This window comes from Nocardiopsis terrae, from assembly GCF_014651695.1.
GTDB classification, from domain to species: Bacteria; Actinomycetota; Actinomycetes; order Streptosporangiales; family Streptosporangiaceae; genus Nocardiopsis; species Nocardiopsis terrae.
Genome location: NZ_BMXJ01000005.1, coordinates 532919 through 558718, shown reverse-complemented (window position 1 = coordinate 558718; position 25800 = coordinate 532919). Strand labels below are relative to the sequence as shown.

General features: G+C 71.1%; 20 protein-coding genes and 1 riboswitch. Of the genes, 16 read left to right on the top strand and 4 right to left on the bottom strand.

Features of this window, described 5'->3' with window-relative positions:
- Positions 1–68: 68 nt before the first annotated feature.
- On the bottom strand, positions 69–1625 hold the full coding sequence (locus IE195_RS16855; RefSeq protein WP_191272728.1) for a polysaccharide deacetylase family protein: 1557 nt from the start codon (positions 1623–1625) through the stop codon (positions 69–71).
- A 215-nt stretch (positions 1626–1840) separates the two neighbouring features.
- Positions 1841–2070, top strand: a riboswitch (cobalamin riboswitch).
- A 140-nt stretch (positions 2071–2210) separates the two neighbouring features.
- Between IE195_RS16855 and metE the strand changes: the two genes are divergently transcribed.
- Positions 2211–4511 carry a 5-methyltetrahydropteroyltriglutamate--homocysteine S-methyltransferase gene (metE, locus tag IE195_RS16850; protein ID WP_191272485.1) on the top strand — a complete coding sequence of 767 codons (2301 nt, stop codon included), beginning with the start codon at positions 2211–2213 and terminating at the stop codon, positions 4509–4511.
- Positions 4512–4616: 105 nt separating this feature from the next.
- On the opposite strand, the gene IE195_RS16845 is transcribed toward metE, so the two are convergent.
- Both IE195_RS16845 and IE195_RS16840 read right to left on the bottom strand, forming a co-directional pair.
- Complete coding sequence (locus IE195_RS16845) at positions 4617–5705, bottom strand: DUF3558 domain-containing protein (protein WP_225942488.1); 1089 nt, start codon at positions 5703–5705, stop codon at positions 4617–4619.
- A 598-nt stretch (positions 5706–6303) separates the two neighbouring features.
- Positions 6304–7365: a coiled-coil domain-containing protein gene (locus tag IE195_RS16840; protein ID WP_191272482.1), complete on the bottom strand. Its 1062-nt coding sequence runs from the start codon at positions 7363–7365 to the stop codon at positions 6304–6306.
- A gap of 646 nt (positions 7366–8011) precedes the next feature.
- On the opposite strand from IE195_RS16840, the gene IE195_RS16835 reads away from it, so the two are divergent.
- The 7 genes from IE195_RS16835 to IE195_RS16810 all read left to right on the top strand — a co-directional run bounded on the left by IE195_RS16835 (position 8012) and on the right by IE195_RS16810 (position 14420).
- Positions 8012–8968: a methionine ABC transporter ATP-binding protein gene (locus tag IE195_RS16835; protein WP_191272723.1), complete on the top strand. Its 957-nt coding sequence runs from the start codon at positions 8012–8014 to the stop codon at positions 8966–8968.
- The gene (locus IE195_RS16830) at positions 8965–9696 is read left to right on the top strand and encodes a methionine ABC transporter permease (protein WP_191272480.1); all 732 of its coding nucleotides are present in this window, start codon (positions 8965–8967) and stop codon (positions 9694–9696) included. Before IE195_RS16835 ends, IE195_RS16830 begins: the two co-directional genes overlap by 4 nt.
- Positions 9697–9759: 63 nt before the next feature.
- Positions 9760–10620, top strand: coding sequence for a MetQ/NlpA family ABC transporter substrate-binding protein (locus tag IE195_RS16825; protein WP_191272478.1), 861 nt, complete (start codon positions 9760–9762; stop codon positions 10618–10620).
- Positions 10621–10800: 180 nt separating this feature from the next.
- Positions 10801–12198, top strand: coding sequence for a GH1 family beta-glucosidase (locus tag IE195_RS16820; RefSeq protein WP_191272476.1), 1398 nt, complete (start codon positions 10801–10803; stop codon positions 12196–12198).
- Positions 12199–12325: 127 nt separating this feature from the next.
- A complete protein-coding gene (locus IE195_RS16815; RefSeq protein ID WP_191272474.1) occupies positions 12326–13357 on the top strand; it encodes a LacI family DNA-binding transcriptional regulator in 1032 nt (343 codons plus the stop codon).
- A gap of 120 nt (positions 13358–13477) precedes the next feature.
- A complete protein-coding gene (locus IE195_RS26255) occupies positions 13478–13702 on the top strand; it encodes a hypothetical protein (RefSeq protein WP_192733318.1) in 225 nt (74 codons plus the stop codon).
- A 52-nt stretch (positions 13703–13754) separates the two neighbouring features.
- The gene (locus IE195_RS16810) at positions 13755–14420 is read left to right on the top strand and encodes a hypothetical protein (RefSeq protein ID WP_191272472.1); all 666 of its coding nucleotides are present in this window, start codon (positions 13755–13757) and stop codon (positions 14418–14420) included.
- Positions 14421–14460: 40 nt separating this feature from the next.
- Here the strand turns inward: IE195_RS16810 and IE195_RS16805 are convergent, their stop codons facing one another.
- Positions 14461–15570 carry a D-alanyl-D-alanine carboxypeptidase family protein gene (locus IE195_RS16805; protein ID WP_229826260.1) on the bottom strand — a complete coding sequence of 370 codons (1110 nt, stop codon included), beginning with the start codon at positions 15568–15570 and terminating at the stop codon, positions 14461–14463.
- Positions 15571–16399: 829 nt separating this feature from the next.
- On the opposite strand from IE195_RS16805, the gene IE195_RS16800 reads away from it, so the two are divergent.
- The 8 genes from IE195_RS16800 (at position 16400) to IE195_RS16765 (ending at position 25780) form a co-directional block, all read left to right on the top strand.
- On the top strand, positions 16400–19642 hold the full coding sequence (locus IE195_RS16800; protein WP_191272468.1) for a sensor histidine kinase: 3243 nt from the start codon (positions 16400–16402) through the stop codon (positions 19640–19642).
- A gap of 232 nt (positions 19643–19874) precedes the next feature.
- Entirely contained in the window at positions 19875–20276 is a 402-nt protein-coding gene (locus IE195_RS16795; protein WP_014909276.1) for a roadblock/LC7 domain-containing protein, read from the top strand.
- A 98-nt stretch (positions 20277–20374) separates the two neighbouring features.
- Positions 20375–20791 (top strand): DUF742 domain-containing protein, encoded by a 417-nt coding sequence (locus IE195_RS16790; protein ID WP_225942487.1) that lies wholly within the window; start codon positions 20375–20377, stop codon positions 20789–20791.
- Between the two features lie 34 nt (positions 20792–20825).
- On the top strand, positions 20826–21422 hold the full coding sequence (locus IE195_RS16785; protein WP_191272466.1) for a GTP-binding protein: 597 nt from the start codon (positions 20826–20828) through the stop codon (positions 21420–21422).
- A 108-nt stretch (positions 21423–21530) separates the two neighbouring features.
- Positions 21531–23324 (top strand): DUF885 domain-containing protein, encoded by a 1794-nt coding sequence (locus IE195_RS16780; protein WP_191272464.1) that lies wholly within the window; start codon positions 21531–21533, stop codon positions 23322–23324.
- A 142-nt stretch (positions 23325–23466) separates the two neighbouring features.
- On the top strand, positions 23467–24039 hold the full coding sequence (locus IE195_RS16775; protein WP_191272463.1) for an HIT family protein: 573 nt from the start codon (positions 23467–23469) through the stop codon (positions 24037–24039).
- Between the two features lie 119 nt (positions 24040–24158).
- The gene (pgsA, locus tag IE195_RS16770) at positions 24159–24782 is read left to right on the top strand and encodes a phosphatidylinositol phosphate synthase (RefSeq protein WP_191272721.1); all 624 of its coding nucleotides are present in this window, start codon (positions 24159–24161) and stop codon (positions 24780–24782) included.
- A gap of 53 nt (positions 24783–24835) precedes the next feature.
- Positions 24836–25780: a phosphatidylinositol mannoside acyltransferase gene (locus IE195_RS16765; RefSeq protein WP_191272461.1), complete on the top strand. Its 945-nt coding sequence runs from the start codon at positions 24836–24838 to the stop codon at positions 25778–25780.
- The last annotated feature ends 20 nt before the right edge of the window (positions 25781–25800 follow it).

Genomic DNA, 25800 nt, shown 5'->3' with positions numbered 1-25800 from the left:
GAACGGCCCCTGCCCCGGGGCGGTGTCCACATGTGGACACCGCCCCAGGTCGGAAGTGTTCCCTCAGGTCACTTCCGGTCGCCCGCGTCCCCTTCTCCGGCGTCCTCCGCCCCGTCCTCCGCGGGGGGTTCGGGCACGCCGTCGACGTAGACCTCGCCGGGCTCGGCAGTGCCCAGCAGCTGCGACACGGTGACCATGGTGTAACCGCGTTCGTCCAGTTCGCGGATGATGTCGACCGAGGCGTCGATGGTGGTGTCGTGGATGTCGTGCATCAGGATGATGGCGCCCTCGGACGCACCGTTCACGGCGCGTTTGCGGACCACGTGCGCCTCGCGGTCCTTCCAGTCGTTGGTGTCCACGCTCCACAGGATCTGTGCCAGCCCCAGCTCCTCGGTGAGCTCCGCGACCCCGTCGTCGGTGGCCCCGTAGGGCGGCCGCATCAGGTCCATCGTGTAACCGGTCTCCCGGTACACCAGGGCCTGGGTCGTGTTCAGGTCGGCGCGGGCCGAGCCGGTTCCGATCCTGGTCAGGTCCGGGTGGCTCAGTGTGTGGTTGGCCAGCTCGTGGCCCTCCGCGTAGGTGCGTCGCACGACCCACGGGTTCTCCATGACCGGGTGCCCGGTGACGAAGAAGGTGGCCCGGGCGTCGTGCTCGGCCAGGGCGTCCAGCAGTTCGGGGGTCCGTCCGCCGGGGCCGTCGTCGTAGGTCAGTGCCACGCACCTGGTGTCGGGGTCGGCGCAGTCGACGGAGTCCTCACGCGGGAGGAGTACACCGGGTGCTGTGGCCTCGGAACCGTCCTTGTCGGCCGCGGGGGCCTCGGCCACCGAGAACTCGCGTACGCCCGTGGTCGAGGCCTCGCGCACGCGCAGTCCGAGTTCGGAGAGCAGGTCCTGGGCCTCGTCCCGGTCGATCACGGCGTGGATGCGGCCCTCGGACGCGGGGGCGACCTGTCCGGAGTCGAACTCCACCACCAGGTCTCCGTCGGGGTTGAACCCCACGGAGTCGTACAGGGAGCTGATCGGGTGCAGGGCGGCGGGTACGGCGGCGGTGTCCGACACGGCCTCACGCACCCGGTCGTTGAGTTCGGCCAGCTCCTGCTGTCCGGCGAGCAGGCGGCTGGAGCCGTGGACCGCGCCCTTTCCGGTCTCGTACCAGTAGGTGCTGTGGCCCTCGCGGGTCTCCTCGGAGTCGGTTTCGGTGGTGGTCACCCGGACCCCCACGATCCCGCCCTCCGCCGCGGTCAGCCCCCACTCGCCGACGAATGAGCGTGCGCCGGGGTTCGCGGCCTCGAAGGCGTGCGCCTGGTCGGTCAGGGTGCGGTCCAGGAAGTCCGCCAGGGGTTCGGCGTTGGGGATCGCCGGGTAGCTGACGGCGACGTCGCCCCCACCCTCGTAGGCGATCTCGGTCTCGGTGAGTCCGGGGAGCGCGGCGGGGTCCACGACGGTCAGTTCGTCGGGTTCACCGGTGGCGGGGAGGCGCACGTCCTCCTCCTCGGGTCGTTCGGCCGTCCTCTGGGCTTCGGCGGTGTCCTCGAGCAGGCCCGGGGGTCTGGCCGCCGACAACACCAGCCCCAGTAGGACGACCATCGCGAACGCGACCGTGAGTAGGGGGCGGTCGGGGGACATGGTCGGACGGTCTTGCTGCTTCACCTGGGGTTCTCCACGTTCATCGTCAGACGAACGTTCGCGGGGGAGGCGGGGGCGCGCTCTCCCACGTAACGCTGATGTCGGGTGTGATGCCGAGCACACGGCGGGGGTTCGTCTCGTGCGGGCGAGGGCCGCGCCGGGGTCAGGGGCGGAGGGGGCGCTCCTATACTTGCAGGCGTGGAAGGTACACGCTCCATCCTTTCCACCCCGGAGGCCCTCCGGGGCGGGTGGTGCGTGTCGAAAGAGGGAACCCGGTGCGAGTCCGGGACTGCCCCGCAGCGGTGAGTGGGAACGACCGTCGCCATAAGCACTGGTGAGCCGACCGGAAAGGTCGGGAACCGGGAAGCGGCGACTGCTAGGAGAACCGGCCCTCACGCCGGAAGCGCCCACGAGTCCGAAGACCTGCCTCCGCCCGGCGGTGCACCTGTGCCGCCGGTGGTCCCGTGCCCCGAGGGAGGGCCGAGGGCGGAGACAGCCGTGCGCTGGAGAAGTGTTCCTCGGCGTGTCCGCGTCCTCGCTCGCCTCGCGGCCGGTACCCGGCTTTCGACGAGGGAGAGAAGCTTCATGGCCACGACCCCGGGGGCTGCCAGGCCCACCGTGCGCTCCACGGTGCACGGCTACCCGCGCATCGGCCCCGACCGTGAACTCAAGCGTGCCAGCGAGTCCTACTGGAAGGGCGGTACCACCGCCCGGGAGTTCGACGCCGTCGCCTCCGAACTCCGCAGGGGCGTCTACGCCCGACTGCGGGAGGCGGGCGTGGACGACCTCCCGTCCAACACGTTCTCCCCCTACGACCACGTGCTGGACACGGCGGTCCTGTTCGACCTCGTCCCCTCCCGCTTCCCCTCCCCGGCCCAGGCCGGGGACCGGGACGAGCAGCTGCGCCGCTACTTCGCCCTCGCCCGCGGCGAGCAGGGCGCCCCGCCCCTGGAGATGACCAAGTGGTTCGACACCAACTACCACTACCTGGTTCCGGAGCTGTCCCCGAGCACTCGGCCGCGCCTGGTCGGTGACAAACCCGTCGCGGAGTTCCGCGAGGCCTCCGAGGCCGGTTTCCGGACCCGCCCCGTGCTGCTCGGCCCGCTCACCTTCCTCCTGCTGGCCAAGGCCGCCGACGACGCCCCCGAGGGCTGGGAACCGATCGAGCTGCTCGACCAGCTCCTGGACGCCTACGCCAGGCTTCTGGGTGACCTCGAGGAGGCGGGCGCCACCGAGGTCCAGCTCGACGAGCCGATCCTGGCCACCGACGAGGGCCGCGCCGCCGTCGGCCACCTGGAACGCGTCTGCCAGCGGTTGGGTTCCCTCACCGAGCGCCCCTCGCTCCTGGTCTCCACCTACTTCGGCTCCATCGGCGCCGCCGCCCTGCGTGTGCTCAAGGACTCCCCGGTGGAGGCGGTCGGCCTCGACCTGGTCACCGACCGGGAGGGCGTCGGGGACCTGGCCGCGGTCTCCGGTCTGGGCGCCACCCGGCTGGTCGCGGGCGTCGTGGACGGACGCAACGTCTGGCGCACGGACCTGCCCGCCGCCGCGGCCGAGCTCGGCACCCTGCTCGCCCTCACCGACGAGCTCACCGTGAGTACCTCCTGCTCGCTGCTCCACGTCCCCATCGACCTGGACGCCGAGACCGACCTCGCTCCCGAGCTGCGCGGGGCGCTGGCCTTCGCCAGGCAGAAGGCCGAGGAGGTGGCCCTGCTCGGCCGCGTCCTGTCCGAGGGCACGGACACCGGTTTCGACGCGGTCGAGACCCGGCCGCCGTCCTTCACCGACGCCCGGGTGCGCGCCCGCCTGGACGCTCTGGGCCCGGACGCCTACGAGCGTCCCGAGGAGCGGGGTGCCCCCACCGACACCGCGCTCACCACGACCACCATCGGTTCCTTCCCGCAGACCCCCGAGCTGCGCCGCGCGCGTGCCGCGCACCGTCGGGGCGAGCTGCCGACCGAGGAGTACAAGCGGATCCTCCGCGCGGAGATCGACCGTGTCATCGCGCTCCAGGAGGAGATCGGCCTGGACGTCCTCGTCCACGGCGAGCCCGAGCGCAACGACATGGTCCAGTACTTCGCGGAGCAGTTGGAGGGCTACGCCACCACCCGGAACGGGTGGGTGCAGTCCTACGGTTCGCGCTGCGTACGTCCCCCGATCCTGTTCGGTGACGTCTCGCGCCCCGAGCCGATGACGGTCGAGTGGATCACCTACGCCCAGTCGCGCACCGACAAGCCGGTCAAGGGCATGCTGACCGGTCCGGTCACCATGCTCGCCTGGTCGTTCGTCCGGACCGACCAGCCGCTCGGCGAGACCGCCCTCCAGGTCGGGCTGGCGCTGCGCGACGAGGTCGCTGATCTGGAGAGGGCGGGCATCCGCCACATCCAGGTGGACGAGGCGGCCCTGCGGGAGCTGCTGCCGCTGCGGGAGGAACGGCGGCAGGCGTACCTGGACTGGGCGGTGCGTTCGTTCCGCCTGGCCACCTCCGGGGTCGCACCGACCACGACCGTCCACACCCACATGTGCTACTCGGAGTTCAACCAGATCGTCGGCGGAATCGAGGCGCTGGACGCCGACGTCACCAGCGTCGAGGCGGCCCGTTCGCGGATGGAGCTCGTGGCGGCCCTGGGCCGGCGCGGCTACCGGCGGGGGATCGGCCCCGGCGTGTACGACATCCACTCGCCGCGAGTGCCCTCGGTGGAGGAGATCGAGGCCTCGCTGCGGCTGGCGGTGCGGCACGTGGACGCCGGGAACCTGTGGGCCAACCCGGACTGCGGTCTGAAGACCCGCGGTTACGCCGAGGCCGAGCAGGCCCTGCGCAACATGGTCGAGGCGGCCCGCCGGGTCCGCGCCGATATCGGCCCCCAGGCGCCGGCCGGGGGCTGATCCCCGGCCCCCGCCGCGGGCTGACAGGGAAGGAACAGGCGAAGGGGGGCCGCGGCTACCGCGGCCCCCCTTCGGTGCCCGACCGGAGTCCGGCCCGGACCTGGGTCAGGTGCCGACCAGGTTCATCGCCTCGGTGGCGGCGTTGACCATGATGCCCTCGACGTCCTCCGGAAGGGTGAGGTCCTCCGTGTCACCGTTGAAGTCGTCGAGGTAGTAGTTGACCTCGACGACGAGGTTGTCCGCACGGACCAGAAGCGTGGCCTCCGGGACCAGGTTGCCCAGCATCTCGTACTTGGTCACGACGAGGTGGGCCTCGTCGCCCAGGCCCTCGACGGCCTTGTTCTCCTCGATGTCGTCCGCCGAGTAGCGGTCGCTGTAGCCCTCGCCGGTGATGTTGTCGATCGTCTCCTGGAAGTCCTGGGCGGCGGCCTCGTTGGAGTCGCTGGCGCTGTAGGGCAGGTTGTAGCCGATCTCCAGGTACCCGTAGGCGTCATCGGGGTTGCCCTCGGGGACCTCGGCGGTCTCGGAGCAGCTGGAGTTGTTGTCGGAGACGTACTTGCTGCCGCTGTCGCGGAGCAGGAAGTCGGACTGGACCTGCTCGGTGAAGGAGTCGCAGGGTTCGGCGGGCAGCGCGTAGGGCGGCTCACCGCTGGGGCCCTCGTTGGCAGCCGGCTCCTCGGCGGGCTCCTCCTCCGCGGGGTCCTCGGCGGGCTCCTCCCCGGCGGGTTCCTCCTGCGTGGTCTCCCCGGAACCGGCCGCGACCTCCTCGCCGCGGTTGCCGTTGGTGACCAGCATGGCGACCACGGCGATCACCAGGACGACGATGACCACACCGCCGCCGATGACCACCCACAGGCCCGCTTTGCTGCCGCCGCCCTGGGGCGGCGGGGCGGGGGGATAGCCGCCGGGTCCGCCGGGTCCGACGGGTCCCCCGGGTCCCATGGGCCCTCCGGGGCCAGGGGGGCCTCCGGGGCCGACGGGGGCGCCGTAGGGCGGCTGGCCGCCCGCGTACATGCCCTGGTCCTGCCCGGGCGCGCCCGGATACGGGGCCTGGCCGTAGCCGGGCTGACCGCCGGTGCCGGGGTCGCCGTAGGGGCCTCCGTGCGGCTGACCGTAGGGCGGCTGGCCGCCGGTGCCGTCCCCGCCACCGTAAGGGTTCTGCGGTGGCTGGTTGTAAGGTCCGTTTTCGCTCATGGCTCCCCTCGCCCGGTGATGTGGTGACCGTGTTGTCTTAGGCGCGCGTTCACGCCTTTGGGTTCTCACGAGTTCCCGTGGTGGCCACCGGCGGATCGCCGGGTGGGTGACAGCACGGGGAACCGTGGGGGAGGTGGGCCCGCACCGGGTGCCGGTTCCGCGGGCGAGAGCGGGCGGCGTGGGCGGGAGTTCCCCGTGTCGTGAGGGGGTCCCCGGTTCGAACGGGGCGCCGACCTCCGCTGTGGAGCCGGCGGGTCGGTTCCCCGCAGGCCAGGGGTCGGGACGTGTTGCATCCTAACCGCGACTGGTGTCCGGAGGGCAGGGCGGACCAGGGGTAACGGGGGGAATCGTCACCGTTTCGTGCTTCTCGCGAAAGAGGTCGCCTTGGGAGTGATTCAATCGTGATGCCGGCCCGTGGACAGACGTCCGGAGGGGAGGTAATACAAACCTCTCCGCGCCGGGGTTTCCCGTCTCGAAACGTGAACGCGGCGCTCCGAATGTGACATGGCCGACTCCGGCGGGCGATCGTTGGCCGCCGCCGGGGAAGATCCGTGACCGGATGTGGCCAAGGGGCGTACCGCCGTCGCGGCGGCACCGGTCAGAACATCGAGATGTGCACGTGGTCGAAGTGGTTCTCGGTGATGCTGCCCCGGTCGGCCATCGGCCGCCAGTCGGTGTCGCCGCGGCGCACGTCCCAGATCTGCTGCCGGTAGATGACGTACATGATCCCGAGGTCGTCGGCGTTGTCCCTGGCCCACTCGGAGATCGCCCAGCCGCGGTCGACCTGCTCCTGGGAGGGCATACTGCCGTTCGCGTCCACCATGAAGTCGCAGGCCCGGCCCTTGGGGTGCTCGCCGACCACCCAGCCGCCCACGGCCCGGTAGCAGCCGTAGCCGCCCACGTCGTCTCCCGGGCCGAACTCCTGGACCACCAGGTCGCGCATCTGCTCCGTGCGCGGGGTGAGGTTGTTGTGCGGCTGCATGGGCTGTTCCGGGTGGTCGGCGATGAGGCGGCGCACGTCCATCCGGCGGTCCTCCAGCTCGTCCAGGTCCTCCTGGGCCTCCGCCAGCCGCTCCTCCGCGTTCTCCTGGGCGACCTCGTCGCGTGAGTGCGCCTGGTCGAGCTGGTCGATCTTCTCCTGGTTGGTGCTGGAGAGGTAGTCGATGATGATGGCGCGGTCGATGACCTCGTCGGGCTCGGCCTCCACGAACAGGGACATCGAGGGGGCGATCCCGCTGCTGGTGTAGGTGGCCACGGCCAGGGACCTCACCTGGCCCTGGGCCTCCTCCACGTCCTCGCTGGTGGCCTCGGCGCGCTCCTGGGCCCGCTCGGCCTCCTCCAGAACCGCCTCCATGTCGCGCAGTTCGCCGTTGTACTCCTCGGTCATGCTCTCGGCGCGGGACTGGAGTTCGCTCATGCTCTCCGGCTCCCGGGGCGTGAACCCGGGGGCCGCCGAGGCGGGCAGGGGGAACGCCGCCGTCGCGGTGAGCAGGGAGAGGGCGACCACGGCCACCCGGCCGCGGCCCGGGCGCGAGAGGGCACGGAGGGCGGGGAGGGCGTCCGCGCAGTCGGCGAGGGCTTCCCGCCAGGTGCGGGACGCGGGATCGGGCGCCCAGAAGTCGGCGTAGTCGTCCACTCGGCTCAGGTCATCGGACTGCACGGTGTGGTCGCTCCTCGGGCCCGCGTGCGTCCCCTGCGGACACGGGGCGCTGCGGTCGCTTCTACTCGTCTTTCCCGGTGCGGGGCCGGCGGCCGTCGGACTACCAGGGGCCCTCGATACTCACTGGCGCGCTACCGCGGGGAGAGTCACGGGACGGTAATGAGTGTAGGCACTCGTGTGGGTGTTCGGGAGGGCTGGGGTGATCCCTCGCCACCCTAAACGCCCCAATGTGGCATAAATAACCATATTAAGGTCAAGTATTTTGCTGAGCGGAGCCATCCGTCCATGGTTGAGTTGGTGCCGTGAAGGCTCCTGAGCACGACGAAGCGACCCCCGCCGACCCGGCGGACACCACCCGGCGGTGCGTTCCGCTGCCCGGCGGTCGCTGTCGCACGCGCTAGCCGCCTCTGAGCCGGAGCCGGAGCCGCGCCCGGTGTACCGAGCCGGGGCCGCTCCCGGGGCCCTCCTCCGCGAAGCCCGTCAGGCCGCCGGGCCCACCGGCGCGTCGCCGCCGCCCGCCCGCTGAGTGCTTCGTACGCTCGGGTGTGGCGTCAAATCCACGCTGAACCGGGAGCCCGTCCGCCTGCGAGCGCCGCCTCCCGGGACACCACCGCCAGACGTCGATGGGAAAACCGTGATTGACGCAGTGGGTCTGCACAAGACCTACAGGTTGAAGAAACGCCAGGTGCACGCCCTGAACGGGGTGGACCTGCATGTCGAGTCCGGTGAGATCTTCGGGGTCGTGGGACAGAGCGGTGCGGGAAAGAGCACCCTCCTGCGCTCGGTGAACCTTCTGGAACGCCCGGACGGCGGCACCGTGCACGTCGACGGGGAGGAACTCACCTCCCTGCGCGGGGCCCGCCTGCGCGCGGCGCGGAGGCGGATCGGCATGGTGCACCAGCACTTCGCCCTGCTCTCCTCGCGCACGGTCGCGGGCAACGTCGGTTTCCCTTTGGAGGTCTCCGGGGTCTCCCGCGCCAGGCGGACCGCCCGGGTGGGCGAGCTCCTCGACCTGGTGGGCCTCTCCGACAAGGCGCGCGCCTACCCCGCCCAGCTCTCCGGCGGCCAGAAGCAGCGCGTCGGCATCGCGCGGGCCCTGGCCTCCGACCCCAAGGTGCTGCTCAGCGACGAGGCGACCTCGGCCCTGGACCCCGCCACCACCGAGTCGATCCTCACGCTCCTGCGCCGCCTGCGCGACGAACTGGGTCTGACGATCCTGCTGATCACCCACGAGATGGACGTGATCAAGCGGATCTGCGACTCCGCGGCGATCATGGAGGACGGCGAGTTCCGCGAGTCCGGCCGTGTGCTGGACCTCATCGGGACGCCCGGATCACTGCTGGCGCGCTCACTCTTCCCGCTGCCGGACAACGGCGGCCCCGAAACGGTCGTCATCACCTACCCGCGCTCCTTCGACGAGCCCTTCATGTCCGAACTCACCCGCCGCTTCGACGTGGACGTGAACATCCTCGGCGGCGGGGTGGAGCAGGTCGCGGGCCAGTCAGTGGGCCGTCTCAGCGTCGACATGCGCGGCGACCGCCGCCGTGAGGCGCTCACCTACCTGTCCGAGCACGGCCTGCTGGTCGAGGAGGCCGGAAAGTGAACACCAACCCCGCCGACGTCCTCGTCCTCGCCCAGGGCGGTGGAGCGGTCACCGCCGTCACCGACTTCCTCGCGGCCTGGCCCGACATGTGGCCCAGCCTGTGGCTCGGCACCCAGGACACCGTCTACATGGTGTTGTGGGCGACCGTCTTCAGCGTCCTCTTCGGCCTGCCCCTGGGCGTGCTGCTGGTCGCCACCGACAAGGGGGGCCTCATCCCGGCCCCGGCCGTGCGCGCCGTGCTCAGCGCGATCGTCAACATCGGCCGCTCCCTGCCCTTCATCGTCCTGATGGTGGCGGTGCTGTCGCTGACCCGCTTCCTGGTGGGCACCACGCTGGGACCGACGGCCGCGATCGTGCCGCTGAGCATCGGGGCCATCCCGTTCTTCGCGCGCCTGGTGGAGACCTCCCTGCGCGAGGTCGACCGCGGGGTGGTCGAGGCCGCGCACGCCATGGGAACCCGCAAGCTCACGATCGTGGGCAAGGTGATGCTGCCCGAGGCCATGCCCGGCCTGATCGCCGGTCTGGTGATGACCGTGGTCACCCTCATCTCGTACTCCGCGATGGCCGGTGCCATCGGCGGCGGAGGTCTGGGCGACCTCGCCATCCGCGAGGGCTACCAGCGCTTCAACGACCACTACCTGTGGGCCACCGTGATCCTGCTGATCGTCATCGTGCAGGTCGCGCAGAGCGTGGGCGACCTGATGGTACGCAGGCTGTCCCGGAGCTGAGGCCCGCCCCGACCCCCCGCACCCCCCACAGAGTTGTCCGGATCGAACGGCAAGGAGACAGCGATGACAGGGAGTGCGAACGTACTGCGGGGGGTCGCGGCGGCCGGCGCCGCGGCGGTGCTGCTCGCGGGCTGCGGTAGCCCCAGCGAGCGGGCCTCCGAGAACGGCGGGGGCGACGACGGCCTGGTGACGCTGCGGGTCGGCGCCACCCCGCTGCCGCACGCGGAGATCCTGGAGTTCGTCAACGACGAGCTGGCGGCCGAGGCGGGTCTGGCCGTCGAGGTGGTCGAGTACACCGACTACAACCAGCCGAACGCGGCGCTGGCCGAGGGCGAGCTGGACGCCAACTACTACCAGACGGTCCCGTTCCTGGAGGAGTACCTCCAGGGCAACCCGGGCGCTGACCTGTCCTACGTGGCGGACGTGCACCTGGAGGCGTTCGGCCTGTACTCCGAGGACGTGGAGGACCTGGACGACCTGCCCGAGGGCGCGGACATCGCGGTGCCCAACGACTCCTCGAACATGGACCGGGCCCTGCGGCTCCTCGAGGCGCAGGACGTGATCACCCTGGCGGAGGGTGCCGAGGGACAGGCCGCCGAGTCCGACATCGAGGACAATCCGCTCGACATCACGGTCACCCCGGTGGAGGCGGCCCAACTGCCGCGCTCCCTCCAGGACGTGGACGCGGCGGTGGTGAACGGCAACTACGCGCTGGAGGCCGACCTTCCCGAGACGGCGAACGCGCTGGCATGGGAGGAGACCGAGGACAACCCGTACGCCAACGGCCTGGTGGTGCGCTCGGAGGACGTGGAGTCCGAGGACCTGGTACGGCTCAACGACCTGCTGCACAGCCCCGAGGTGACCGACTTCATGGAGGAGCGCTGGCAGGGCATCGTGATCCCGGTCGGTGAGGTGCGGGAGTAGCCTCACCGCCGCACACGGTCCCGGGGGCGGCCCCGGGACCGTGCCCGCAGAGGGCACCCTCGGTAACGGTTGGGTTTCGGGCGGGCTTCGATCCGTTGACTTGGCGGTGGGGGTCTGATTCGGTACTGGGAGCGCTCCCAAAGCGATATCCGCTCGTCATGGAAGGTGCGTACCGAAGCAGTGAGCAACCCCAACGATTTCCCCGAGGGCTTCCTCTGGGGGGCGGCGACCGCCTCCTTCCAGATCGAGGGCGCCACCACCGCCGACGGCCGGGGCCGCAGCATCTGGGACACCTTCGCCGATACCCCCGGCAAGGTCCTCAACGGGGACACCGGCGACCCCGCCGACGACCACTACCACCGCTACGCCGAGGACGTCGCCCTGATGCGCCGACTCAACCTCGGCGCCTACCGCTTCTCCGTCGCCTGGCCCCGGATCATCCCCGAGGGCAGCGGCGCGGTGAACCAGGCCGGGCTGGACTTCTACGACCGCCTGGTCGACAGCCTCCTGGAGGCGGGCGTCCAACCCTGGGCGACCCTCTACCACTGGGACCTGCCCCAGCCCCTGGAGGACGCCGGAGGCTGGCCCGCCCGGGACACCGCCTACCGCTTCGCCGAGTACGCCAAGGTCGTCGCCGACGCCCTCGGTGACCGGGTCACCAACTGGATGACCATCAACGAGCCCTGGTGCTCGGCCTTCCTCGGCTACGAGAACGGCCACCACGCCCCCGGCCGCAGGGACGCCGCGGCGGCCCTGGCCGCCACCCACCACCTGCTGCTCGGCCACGGGCTGGCCACCGAGGCGATCCGTTCCACCGGGCACACCGCCACGGTCGGCCTGGCCCACAACCAGGCGGTCATCCGGCCGCACGGGGCCAACGCCGCGGACGCCCGGGCGGCCCGCCGCGCGGACGGTGTGCGCAACCGCATCTTCACCGACCCCCTGTTCAAGGGCGCCTACCCCGCCGACGTGGTGGAGGACCTCGCCGACATCAGCGACTTCTCCTTCGTCCAGGAGGGGGACCTGGCCACGATCAGCGCGCCGATCGACTTCCTGGGCGTCAACTACTACTCGCCCGAGTTCGTCGCGGGCTCCGCCAAGGGGATCGACCCCGCCCTGGTCAGTGGAGAGGGCGAGGCCTGGCTGGGCGCCGGACCCGAGGAGGTGCACGTCTCCCAGGGGCTGCCCGTCACCCACATGGGCTGGGAGATCGACCCCACCGGCCTCTACGACGTCCTCCAGCGCCTGGCGGGGGAGAGCGGCGGCATCGACCTGTACGTGACCGAGAACGGCTGCGCCTTCGAGGACACCGTCAGCGAGGACGGGGCCGTCCACGACCCCGACCGGACCTCCTACTACGAGGGCCACCTGAGGGCCGCCAAGGAGGCCATCCACGCCGGTGTGCCCCTGCGTGGTTACTTCGCCTGGTCGCTTCTGGATAATTTCGAGTGGGCGTGGGGTTACTCCCGCCGGTTCGGGATCGTGCACGTGAACTACGAGACGCAGGAGCGCATCGTCAAGGACACTGGGCACTGGTACGCGGAACTGGCGAGGACCAGCCGCTTCCCAGTGCGGTAGACCACGAGTGCTCGTGGGGCGCCCCGGCGGGGCGCCCCACACGCGTTCGCGGTGAACCCCGCGCGACCGTGTGCACAACCATCCGCCGTCCGGTCAGCCGGCGGCACAACGTCCAAGGAGCCTCGAAGTGGCCAAGAGCGGCGGTCGGCAGCGACCGACCCTGGAGATGGTGGCGGAACGGGCCGGGGTCGGCCGCGGTACCGTCTCCCGGGTGATCAACGGATCGTCCCAGGTCAGTCCACGGACCCGAGAGGCCGTGCACACCGCGATCGAGGAACTGGGCTACAGCCCCAACCAGGCGGCGCGCACCCTGGTCACCCGACGGACCGACACCATCGCGCTGGTCGTCTCCGAGGCCAGGGACCGCCTGTTCGCGGACCCCTTCTTCGCCGACATCATCCGCGGGGTCAGTTCGGTACTGCACGAGCGGGACCTCCAACTCATGCTGACCACCGCCCGGGGGGAGGCCGAGCACAAGCGGGTGGGTGAGTACCTCAGCGGTTCGCACGTCGACGGCGCCCTCCTGGTGTCCCTGCACCGGGACGACCCGCTGACGGCGCGGCTGGCCGAGTCCGGCGTACCGGTGGTGCACGGCGGCCGTCCCTACTCCGAGGCCCAGCCCGCGCCCTTCTGCGTCGACATCGACAACGTCAACGGCGCCCGGGCGGCCACCGCGCACCTGCTGGAGACCGGGCACCGCAGGGTCGCCACCATCACCGGACCCCAGGACATGAACGCCGGCGTCGAGCGGCTCCGCGGCTACCGCGAGAGCATGGCCGCCGCCGGTCGGGAGATCGACGAGCGCCTCGTCGTTCAGGGCGACTTCAGCGTCGAGGGAGGCGCCGGGGCCATGGCCCGCCTGCTGGACCGGGGCGGCGAGCCCGACGCGGTCTTCGTCGCCTCCGACATGATGGCCGTCGGCGCCGTCCGCGTCCTGCGCGAGCGCGGTCTGGCCGTACCCGACGACGTCGCCCTGGTCGGGTTCGACGACACCATGATGGGCAGGCACACCGATCCGCCGCTGACCACCGTCCACCAACCCACCGTCCAGATGGGCCAGGAGATGGCGCGGCTGCTCGTGGACGTGGCGATCCCCCGCACGGCCGACTCCGAGATGGTCCTGCTCCAGACCCACATGGTGGTGCGGGACTCGGGCTGAGGCCGGTACCCGGTACCCGACACATCCGCTGACCCGGACGTTTGCCCCACGGTTACCTCTGGACGCACGTGTGCCGCCTGTGCCAGGCTGGTCGCGATTTCGCGGGAGGCGGTGGGGCGCATGGATCCGACGCGGGAACCGACACACACCAGGTGCGCGATCTCCGCGTGCGGATGGTGCGACCGGGACGGTGTCGACTGCCGGTTCTGTTCCGGGACGGGGTGGTGGCGGCCGGAGCAGCCGCACCGCGACGGCAGCGGGGTGATCGTCTGGCTCCGGGTCGACGAGCCCTGCCGGGGCTGCGCCGGGACCGGTAAGGAGCACAGCCCCGTCGTCGCGTCCTAGAACGCCGCCGGTCACCTTCTGCGCCCGAATCTGCGAAGAGGGAGTAGGAACATTGCGCTGGGTCACCTACCTGTCGCCGAGCGGTGGCGGCACGCGTGTCGGCGCCCTGGACGACGGTGACGTGATGGGCAGCCCCGGAGGGGCGAGCCTCGACGAGCTGTTGGCCGGCGGTCACCGGTCCCTGACCGCCGCGTACGAGCGGGCGGTGGAAGGCGCGATCGAGATCATCGTCGAACCCGAGGCGCGCACGTGCGCTCCGGTCACGCCCTCGACGCCGGTCCCGGTGCGGATGGGGGAGCGGGAGCTCCAGGTCCATCCGGAGCTGGTGTGGGGCGTCGACGACCCGGTACCGCCCGAGGCGAGGACGGCCTGCGTGGGGGTGGCGGCGCTGGCCGGGGGAGAGGGGCCCGCGAGCGCCTACACCCCGGCCTGCCTGTGGCTGGACGAGACAGGCCTGGCCGTCCAGCTGAGCCTGGGCCCCGTGTTGACCACCGCCGACGAGGTGGTCGGACGGACGGTGGAGCTGAGCACCTCGGTGGACGAGAAGGAGAACGGGCGCGGCCTGGCCGACTCCGGCCACGGTTGGCTGCTCTCGGGGCCAGGGAGTGTCCGGGCCCTGCTGCCGGTCGCCACCCCGGTGCTGCAACCCGGGGACGAGCTGTTCGTCGACGCGGGGGAGTTGGGCGCCTTCGAGGTCAGGGTCGGGTCCCAGGTCTGACCGGCCGTCCCGGCCGGCCCCGTCCGGCAACTCGCCGGGTTCAGCGGGTGAACTCCCAGTGCCAGGGCTCGAAGCCGCCCCGAGCCCAGTCGGGGTTGTCCCAGCCGTACGCGGGGCCGTGGTCGAGCATCCACCGGTGCTCGGCCGTGCCGAGCTCGTGCACGCCGCCGCACAGGTCCACTGCGACGCCGAGCCCGTGCGCGCTGGTCCCGGGCCGGGCCGCCATACCGGGCAGCATCTCCTGGAAGAGCCGCACCTGCTCGTGGTAGGGCCGGTAGGAGTCGGTGACACACATCGGCCGGTCGAACTCGGACCGGAAGGCCCCGTCGAGTTCGAGGAAGGCTGCTGCGGCGTCGGCGCGCAGCCGCTCGCCCGGCTGGGGCAGGGGGCACAGCACCGCCTCGGGGAGCCGGCCGTTCGGCAGGCCGCCGAGGTCATCCCGGGCGCAACCGTCGCCCGTGCGCGCCTCGTCCACGTCGGCCGGAGCCTCCTCTGCGCCGGCCCCCTCGGCTTCCGGGGCCGCCCGTGCCGCGTCCGGTGGAGCCGGTTCCGCAGCCCGGTCCTGCTCGGCCGGGGCGGCCGCGCGCGCGTCGGTGAGGGTCTCCTCCAGGCGCTCCTCGTCGAGCTCACGGTCCCGGGCCCCGGCCAGTTCCTCCTCCAGCAGGGTCTGCTGCCGCAGCAGCTCCTCGGCCCGCTCCTCCTGCTCGGCTATGGCCTCCAGCGCCGCCTCGCGGGCGGACTCCGCGGATTCGGCGGCCTCGGCCTGTTGCTGCTCCGCGGTTCCGGCGGCCTCGGCGAGCGTGTCCGTGGCGACCCGTGCGGCCTGCGCCCGGGTGAGGTCGGCCGAACGGTGTTCGCCGAGCAGGAAGAGGTAGGAACCGCGCTCCAGGGCCTCCGCCGGCCCCTCGGGGCCGGTCCAGGCCTGCACCATGCCCAGGTCGGCGCCCTTGTAGGCGCTCGCGGCCTGGCGGGCCGCGCGCAGCCGGCTGCTCTCGTGGTGTTCCCCGGCGCTTCGCGCGCGTGAGTCGGCCTCCTGCCGGGCCTCGGTGAGCTCGTCGAGGCGCTCGTTCTCCTCCTCGTAGTCCCGGATCCGCTCCGCCGCGAGCTCCCGCAGCGCGGTCACCTCCGCGCGTGCCGACGCCAGCTCCACGCGCAGCTCGTCCGGTCCCCGCTCCTCCAGGACCGCGGCGCCCTCCCCGTTCCCGGGGCCGCCTCCGGAGGTGACCCGGGCTGCTCCGGGCGCGGCGTAGGTGAGTACGAACAGCAGCGCGACGCCCAGTGGGATCAGGGTGTTGACCGAAATGCCGGAGACCGTGCCGGGCTTCCGTGAGCTGGGCAGAAGTCCTTCAGTGACAGGAGCGTGGCTTTGTGTAGCCACATCTGGGCGCGGCGAGGTGTACATTTCCGCTTCCCCCTCAGGACCTGCGTGTACGTCGTTTCACGATGTCACGGAGAGTGGGCCTTGAGGGGGAAGCTGGCGGTGTGTCCAAATAGTTACCTCGATGTCTGCCCGGTTTTCGGTCCCCCTGTCTGACCTGGGGGATTGGTCATAATGCGGACAGGGGCGGCATTATGGGCGCGGGCCAACCAAGATGATCTTGCCGATCGGTGCCAAACGCCCGAAGCGAGACCTTCTCGCCCATTGGTACGCTATCCACCGCACGCGCACCTCAACAGTGATCGGTGCGCGGCGCCTCTCCTCCCAGGCGAGTCCGGCGGACAGTCTTTACATCTCCCCACATTCCCACCGCTTCCTGTATCTGGTGGACCACTGTGGTCTATACCGATTTTCGGTCCGGAGCGGTCCGATCCCTGGGTTCAACAGCCGTTCGAGGCGGTGACACGAAAGGTTGCGAGGGTCCGTGTCGACACGAGCGACGAAAAACGGGGCCAGCGCGCAGAGCGAGGCAGCGCAGGCCGATAACGCCGATGCCACGCCCCGGCGCAGAGCCAATTGGTGGCGGCCACGTAACTGGCGGGTGCGCTCCCGACTGGTGGCCCTCATCGTCATCCCCACTGCCGTCGCGCTAGCGCTCGGCGGACTGAGGGTCTACGAGGCCTCGGTCTCCACGGTCACCCACGCCCATATCGAGGACAGAGCCCAAGTCGGCGTCCTCATCGTGGACCTGGCCAACCAACTCGGCCGTGAGCGCACGGCCAGCGCGGTCTACATCTCCGACGACGCGGACCCGGGCAAGCGCTCGGACGACCTCCGCCAGGAGCTGGAGACCGAGCGGGACGCCTCGCGCGACCTGCAGAGCACCCTGACCGCCCGTCTCGACGACATGGGCGAGATGGACGGCGACCTGGCGCAGACCCGTCTGTCCGCGATGCGCAGCCAGCTCGCCACACTCGAGGCACTGCGCACCGAGGTCGACGAGACCCGCATCACGGTCCTGCCCGTGGTCACCAAGTACCGGACGATCGCCCGAGCGCTCTCCGACTTCAACCAGACGATCGCGGACGAGACCGACGACACCCAGCTGCGGGAGGGCGTCCGAGCCCTCACCGCCCTGTCGAACGCTCGTGACCAGCTCTCCTACGAGACCGCGCTGATGGGGCACTCGCTGTCCCGCGACACGATGACCGGCGGTATCTCCGAGGCCATCGACTCCAGCCGGGCCCGCTACGAGAACGAGATCTCGAACTTCATCCAGGCGGCCTCCCCGGAGCAGCGGGCGGTCTTCGACGAGAACTTCACCGGCCTGGAGGTCAGCCAGGTCTCCACCATGCGTATGCGCGTCATGTACCGCGCCGACCGCGATGACGACCTGACCGGGGTGACGCCCAACGACGGCCCCGAGGACTACGCGGCCATCGCCGACGTCGCCCTCGACCGCCTCCAGACGGTCGAGTCGACCCTGGCCGAGGGCATCGCCGACGACGCCAACGAGCTGCGCGCCGAGTCCCTGACCCGTACCGTGATCGACCTCGTCATCGTCGCGGCCCTGCTTCTGGCCGTCTTCGTCCTCACGTCCCTCGTGGTCCGCTCCCTGGTGCGCCCGCTGCGCACCCTGGAGGACGGTGCGCGCCGCGTCGCCGAACGCGACCTCCCCGAGGCGATCAACCGGATGCAGGAGGCCGGAACCGTCCCCGAGTCCGTCCGGGTCAGCCCCATCGAGGTGCACACCCACGACGAGATCGGCGAGGTGGCACGAGCCTTCGACGACGTCCACCGGGTCGCCCTGACCCTGGCCTCCGACGAGGCCGCGCTGCGCAGCAACGTCAACGCGATGTTCGTCAACCTCTCCCGCCGAAGCCAGACCCTGGTGGAACGGCAGCTGCGTCTGATCGACGGTCTGGAGCAGTCCGAGCAGGACGCGGACCGCCTCTCCGACCTCTTCCAGCTGGACCACCTCGCCACGCGTATGCGTCGCAACAACGAGAACCTGCTGGTGCTCTCCGGCCAGGACAACACCCGCAAGTGGGCCCAGCCCGTCCCGCTGGTCGACGTCCTCCGCGGCGCCGTCTCCGAGGTCGAGCAGTACGAGCGCGTCAACGTGCGCGCCCCCTCCCACATCTCGGTGCTCGGACGCCCGGTCAACGACGTCATCCACCTCGTCGCCGAGCTGGTGGAGAACGCCACCTCGTTCTCCCCACACGACACCGAGGTCCAGGTCGGAGCCAAGATCCTGGACAGCGGCGCCGTCCAGGTCGACGTGACCGACAGCGGCATCGGCATGGCCCCGGAGGACCTGGCGGCGGTCAACGCCCGTCTGGCCGCTCCGCCGGTCATCGACGTCGCGGTCTCGCGCCGGATGGGCCTGTTCGTGGTCTCGCGCCTGGCACACCGCCACGGCATCCGGATGAGCCTGAAGGAGGCGCACGGGGGCGGCACCACCGCCAGCGTCGTCTTCCCGCCGGACCTGCTCATCACCCCGGTCGAGGGCCAGCACGCCCTGGGCGGGGTGGACAGCCGGCCCGAGCTCGCCGCAGGGGCCCCGGACACCTTCGCCGAGGCGGAGGCGGCCTTCGCCGCCAGCCCGGCGGCCGACGAGCCGAACGACCCCTGGCAGACCCAGGAGAGCGGCACCGCCGCCAGCGACATGGGCGGCCTGCCCAAGCGCAGGCCGGGGGGCGGCCGCTCGGAGGAGCACCCGCCCAGCGGCCAGGACCTGTGGAACACCACCAGCACCGGTTCGGTCTGGGACCCGCCCAACCGCGCCGAGGGGCTCTCGCCCAACAACGGTGCCGCCGCCAACGGCCCCGGCCCGGTCGTGGACCCCTACGACGTTCCCGAGGAGGACGAGCCGGAGCAGAGCACCGGCCGCAGCCTGTTCGACCCGGCGCCCCGGAAGACCTCCGACACCGGTTCGTTCAGCGCCCCGGACACCGGTGCGTTCCGCCGCCCCTCCGACACGGGGGCGTTCAGCCGACCCGCGTCGGACACCGGGGCCTTCCGTCGGCCCACCGAGGCCGAACACCAGGAGAGGGACTCCTACGACGCGTTCGGTACCGGCACCGGTGCCCCGCGGACCGGGTCCTTCGACAACAGCTCCTTCAACAGCGGCTCTGCCAGCACCGGCTCCGCCAGCACCGGCGCCCAGGAGAGCCAGCCGGCCCCGGCCCGCGGAGACGACAGCACCGAAACCTTCCCGGCCGTCTCCTGGGACACCGGAGCCCAGCAGCCCCAGCAGCCCAACCCCGGCGAAACGGGGAACTGGCGGTCCGGGGGCAACGACTCCCGGGAGGGGTACGGCTCCACGGCCTACCTCTCGCGCCGCTACGGCGGAGCCCAGGGTCCGAACAACACCGTCGTCCCGCCGACCCCGGCGGGTGAGGGCGCCGACTCGCTGCCGATCTTCGACGCGATCGAGTCCAACTGGTTCAAGCGCCGCTCCGGTGGTCCCACCGTGGACACCACCGAGACCGGTCCGATCCAGCAGGTGTCCTCCTCCCAGGGGGCCCAGAGCCCCCGCAGGGAGCCCGTTCAGCAGCCCGACCCGAACCCGCGGTCGGAGCAGGAGTGGGACTCCGCGGCGGACCGCGGATGGCAGGCCGCGCGGACCGCGGCCGAGCCGCTCGCGGGCGGTCTGACGACCTCGGGCTTGCCAAAACGGGTTCCCAAGGCAAACCTTGTTCCAGGGACCGCACCCAAGCCGGAGAACTTCAAGCAGATGCCCACCCGTAGCGCGGACCGTGTCCGGAACCGTTTCTCGGGCTTCCAGAAGGGTGTCCGTGACGGTCGGAACCGGCTTGGCGACAGTTCGACGGAGGAGTGAGCCAAGTGGCCAGTGGTGGGACGGGGTCCCCCTTATTCGCGGAAGCTGGATGCAATAGCATCTACCGAGCTTCTCGGACGCACCACACCCATCGCTTGACGAGAGCGGAACACCAGACTCCCGGCCACCCCCGCGGGCGGGGCCGGGCAGTTCGCAGAGGCAGTGCTGTCACATGCCGTGCCGGCGGTAGCAGTGCCAAAAGATCGACCGGCGAACTTGGACAGGAGATCAGATGAGTCGACAGGTGAATGAACTCAACTGGTTGATCACTGACTTTGCGGACCGGGTCCCCGACGTGGCCCATGCGATCGTCGTCTCCTCTGACGGCCTTCCGTTGGCTTCGTCCGCGGGATTCCCGGCCGACCGGGCCGACCAGTTGGCCGCAATCGCCTCTGGTCTGTCCAGCCTGACTCAGGGCGCGGCCCGGGTGTTCGAGGGTGGAGCGGTCGCCCAGACCGTCGTGGAGATGGAGCGGGGGCTGATGCTCATCATGGCCATCAGTGACGGCTCCTGCCTCGCGGTCCTTGCGGCGGCCGAAAGCGACCTGGGTCTGGTCGCGTACGAGATGACCCTGCTCGTCGAGCGGGCGGGGCGGGCGCTGACACCAACGGCGCGCACCTCGGGAATCCACTGATCCACCACCGACAGGAGGAAGTGGTGGCACCTCACAGTAGAGATGCCGGGAGCGCCTCGTGGTTCGGTCAACAGCCGGGCAACCCCCCCACGGGAGGGATGCCGGCAGTGCCGGGCGGCGGAGATGTTCCTCGACCAATCCAACAACCGTATGACCAACGACCCGCGCCGGGCAGCGCACCCAGTTCGCTGGTGCGTCCCTACGCGGTCACCAAGGGCCGCACCAAGCCGAAGTCTCAGCTTCCCCTGGAAGCGCTGATCTCGGCCACGGCGGCGGCTCGGAACGAGTCAGGGACGCTGACACCTGAATGGCAGGCGATCAGCGACCTGTGCCGGGAATGGCGATCCGTGGCGGAGATCTCCGCGCTGTTGCGGATGCCGCTCGGCGTGGCGCGGGTGCTTGTGGCGGACATGTCCGAGCAGGGACTGGTCCAGATCAGGTCTTCGCTCAACAACGATGCTCGCCCCAACACCAACCTGCTTGAAAGGGTGCTCAGTGGACTTCGCAAGCTCTAGCCCAGCCGAGGAAGGCGGTGCTGGGGGGAACGCGATGACGTCGGTCAAGATCGTCGTCGCCGGGGGCTTCGGTGTCGGGAAGACGACATTCGTTGGCTCTGTCTCCGAGATCGTGCCGCTGACGACCGAGGCGGTCATGACCAGCGCCAGCGTCGGGGTGGACGACCTCGCCAAGACGCCGGACAAGCAGACCACCACCGTCGCGATGGACTTCGGCCGTGTCTCCCTCGACTCCGACCTGATCCTGTACCTGTTCGGTACCCCCGGACAGCACCGGTTCTGGTTCATGTGGGACGACCTGGTCAAGGGTGCCATCGGTGCCGTCGTGCTGGTGGACACACGTCGTCTGGCCGACTGCTTCCCAGCGATCGACTACTTCGAGGAGGCGCGTCTCCCCTTCATCGTCGCGATCAACGGGTTCGACGGCTACTACCCCCACGCCGCCGACGAGGTCCGGGATGCGCTCACGCTCAGCCCGGAGATCCCCATCGTCCAGGTGGACGCCCGTGACAAGGCCTCCACCAAGTCGACGCTCATCACCCTCGTCGAACACGCGATCACGGTGGGGGACCCCGAGGGCGCGGCCGGGCAACAGCCCACCTCAACCGGAGGTCAGAACTCCTGGCGCTGACCAGGACCTGACCCGGGCCGGGGTCCCGCACAGAGCACGGCCCGGTTCCCGCCAAGCGGGAACCGGGCGTCCGTGCTGGCACCGTGCGGGGGCTGGCATCATGGCGGGATGAGCTCTTCCTCCCACGAGATGACCCGACGGTTCCGCGAGGTGGCCGAGCGGGTGCTCGACGCGCTCCTGGCCCAGTCCCCGGAATGGGCCCTGGACCTGGGAGACCCCCGGGGCGCCCACCGGCTGACCGACCACTCGGTGGAGGCCGACGCCCACCGCGTCGCGGTCCTCACCGACGCACTCGGTTCCCTGGACGAGATCGACACCGACCTCATCCCCGCGGACGACCTGGTGGACCTGGAGATGCTCCGGACCAGGGTCAGTGCTGACCTGTGGCACACCACCGAACTGCGCCCGCACACCTGGGACCCGCTCCACCACTCGCCGGGCGAGGCCGTACACGCGCTCCTGGAACGTGACACCCTCCCCGCCCCCGAACGCCTGGAGGCGCTGGCCGCGCGCTGCGCGGCCCTGCCCGCCTACCTGGACACGGCGCGCGCCCGCCTGTCGGAGGGGCCCGGCATGCCCCGCGTGCACGTGGAGACCGCCCTGGGACAGCTCAGGGGCGCCCGTGCCATGCTCACCGACGACCTGCCCGCCCTGGCCGCCCGGCACCCCGAGGCGAGCGCCGGAATCGAACCCGCACGCGAGGCCGCCCTGGCCGCTCTGGACGAATACGCCTCCTGGCTGCGGATCGAGGCCGAGTTCGCCACCGCCGACCCCCGCCTGGGCGCCCGCCGGTTCGCCGCCCAGCTCTGGTACACCCTCGACTCCGAACTCTCGCCGGAAGCCCTGCTGGTACGCGCCGAGAGCGACCTCCTGGCCACGGAGGAGGCGATCGCGGAGACGGCCGCCGAGTACGCGGGAGAACCCCGCCGTGCCGGACAGGTCGCCGAGGTGCTGTCCGGCCTGGCCGACGAGTACGCCCTCGGCGCCGACGGAGTCGCCCCGGCGTGTACCGACTCCCTGGAGCACCTCCGTTCCCGGGTCCGGGAGCTGGACCTGGCCACGGTGTACGACGATCCGGTGCGCGTCATCCCGATGCCCGAGTCCCGCCGCGGCGTGGCGGTCGCCTACTGCGACGCCCCCGGACCGCTCGACCCGAACGCGCCCGACCAGCCCGCCCGTCGCCCACCACCACCCTCAAACGAACACCTCCGGCGTCAGCCACCGCCCGCCCGTCGCCCACCACCACCCTCAAACGAACACCTCTGGCGTCAGCCCACCTTCATCGCGGTGGCCCCGCCACCCGAGGACTGGCCCGCCGAACGCCAGGCCTCCTTCCTACGCGAGTACAACGCGGGCATGCTGCGCAACCTGATGGCCCACGAGGCGATGCCCGGGCACGCCCTCCAGCTCGCCCACGCCGCCCGCCACCGGGGCCGCACCCGGGTGCGTTCGGTGCTCGGCAGCGGCACCTTCGTCGAGGGCTGGGCGGTCCATGCGGAGGAGGTCCTCGCCGGGCACGGATGGACCGGGGACACCGGCCCCGCGGACCGCCGCGCCAACCTGGCGCTGCGCCTGGTCCAGCTCAAGATGCGGCTGCGCGCCATCCTCAACGCCATCCTGGACGTGCGCGTGCACGCCGGAGACCTCACCGAGGCCGAGGCGATCTCCCTGCTGACCGAGCGAGGCCACCAGGAGGAGGGCGAGGCGGCGGGCAAGTGGCGGCGCGCACTGCTCACCAGCGCCCAGCTGTCCTCCTACTACGTCGGTTACGCCGAGGTCTCCGACATCGTCCGTGACCTGGCCCGGGAACGCCCCGGAGAGCCGCTGGGCCGGATCCACGACGCCGTGCTCGCCCACGGCAGCCCCTCCCCGCGCCACCTGCGGACCCTGCTCGGGCTCTGACCCGTCCGCCCCGGGCGGTCGGCGGGGGAGCGCCCGGGGCCTCCGCCACCCCGGCCGACCGTCCTCCGGTGCTTTTCCCACCCGGCGCTTCTATGCTGGGACCCGCAGCACGAAACAGTCATGCGACGAAACGGACGAGCCCATGCGCGGTGCCGACAACGAGTCCGGGAGCGGCACGAACCCTCCCGGACCGGGAACCGGGGAACCCGACGGTTACGAGCGGCTCTGGACCCCGCACCGCATGGCCTACATCAAGGGGGAGGGCAGGCCCACCGGCCCCGGGGCCGGGGACGACTGCCCCTTCTGCCGGGCGCCGGGCCTGACGGACCGGGAAGGGCTCGTGGTCGCCCGCGGCAAGTCGGCCTACGCGGTTCTCAACCTCTACCCCTACAACAGCGGCCACCTGCTGGTGTGCCCCTACCGGCACGCCTGGGAGTACACCTCACTGGACGAGGACGAAACCGCGGAGGTCGCGGCACTCACCCAGGCGGGAATCCGGGCGCTCACCGAGGCGTACCGCCCGCAGGGCTTCAACGTCGGCATGAACCTCGGTACCGTTGCCGGTGCCGGGATCGCCGCCCACCTCCACCAGCACGTCGTGCCCCGGTGGGGCGGCGACGCCAACTTCATGCCCGTGATCGGCCAGACCAAGGTCCTGCCCGAGATGTTGGAGCAGACCCGGGCAAAACTGGTCGAACACTGGCCCGGGGAGTGACGCGGCGCCCCCGACCCACGCCCCGGGGCCGACGCCACCCCCAGAGGGTGCGGCTCTCTCCCCCCACGACCGTCCCCGCCCTACGATCACAAGAAGACATGCTGAGAATCCTTCGCCCCTTGACCTCCCGGGTCACCGCGCCGCTCGGCCGGAGCCTGGCCCGCCTCGGCCTGACACCGAACATCGTCACCCTCATCGGTGCCGCCGGCGTCGTCGTCAGCGCCCTCTACTTCTACCCGCGCGGTCAGCTCTACGCGGGCTCGGTGGTCATCACCGTCTTCGCTCTCTTCGACATGCTCGACGGTGCGGTCGCCCGGGCCAACGACAGCGCCAGCGCCTTCGGCGCCTTCCTCGACTCCAGCCTCGACCGGGTCGCCGACGCCGCCATTCTCGCCGGGCTCATGTGGTGGTTCATGGGCGGGGGCAACGACCCCCTGCTCGCCGGACTCACCCTGTTCTGCCTGATCAGCGGCTTCATGGTCTCCTACATCAAGGCGCGCGCGGAGGGTCTGGGCGTCAACTGCGACGTCGGCGTGGCCGAACGCACCGAACGCCTGATCATCGTGCTGGTGGCGGTCGGGCTGAGTGAGTTCGGAGTGCCCTACATCCTCGCCGGCGGCCTCTGGCTCCTCGCCGGGATGAGCCTGCTGACCGTCCTCCAGCGCCTCGTGGAGACCCGGGCCCGCCTCAACGGCCCCGAACACACCGAGGACGAGGACAAGCGGACCAGCAACGGGGCCTGAGTCCACCGCCGCCGGCACGACAGCACCACCGAGTACGAGGACAGGGACACGAAGTGGACGAACGCATGGCCGACCTGGCCTACTCGGCCGGGTGGACACTGGTCCGCCGCTCACCCGAGAGGGCGGGCCGGGCGGTGTTCCGGCGGCTGGCGGACCGGTCCTGGCGCACCCACGACGGCGGCACCCGGGGGCTGGAGCGCAACCTGCGCAGGCTGCTCGGCCCGCACGCGGGCGACGCCCAGCTGCGCGCCCTGTCCAGGGCCGGGATGCGTTCCTACATGCGTTACTACTACGAGATGTTCCGTCTGCCGGCCATGGGCCGCGAACACGTCCTCGCCAACACCCGCCAGAGCGGCATCGAGGTCCTGGAGGCGCACATCCGCTCCGGGCGCGGGGTCGTGGCGGCCCTGCCGCACATGGGGAACTGGGACCACGCAGGGGCGTGGATCGCGGCCCGCGGCACCCCGCTGACCACCGTCGCCCAGCGCCTGAGCCCCGAAAGCCTCTTCCAACGGTTCACCTCCTACCGGGAGTCCCTGGGCATGGAGGTACTGCCGCTGACCGGCGGTAGCGCCAACACCGTCGGGACCCTGGCCCGGCGGCTGCGCGAGGGCGGGCTGGTCTGCCTGCTCGCCGACCGCGACATCAGCGGCACCGGCCTCGAAGTGGACTTCTTCGGGGAGAAGGCGCGCATGCCCTCCGGCCCCGCGGCACTCGCCCTGAACACCGGGGCCGCCCTGATGCCGGTCTCCCTCTGGTACGACGGCCCGCACTGGAACATCCGCGTTCACGACGAGATCCCCGTCGCCGCCGGTGCCAGCCGCTCCGCGCGGATCCAGGACACCACCCAGGAGCTCGCCCGGGTGTTCGAGGGCGCCATCGCCGAACACCCCGAGGACTGGCACATGCTCCAGGCCGTCTTCAGCGCCGATCACGAGGCCGACCGCGCCCGCCACCGCGAGGCCGAGGCCGCGGAGCGGGAGGCCCGGGAACGGTGACGGCGACACGGAGACCGGGA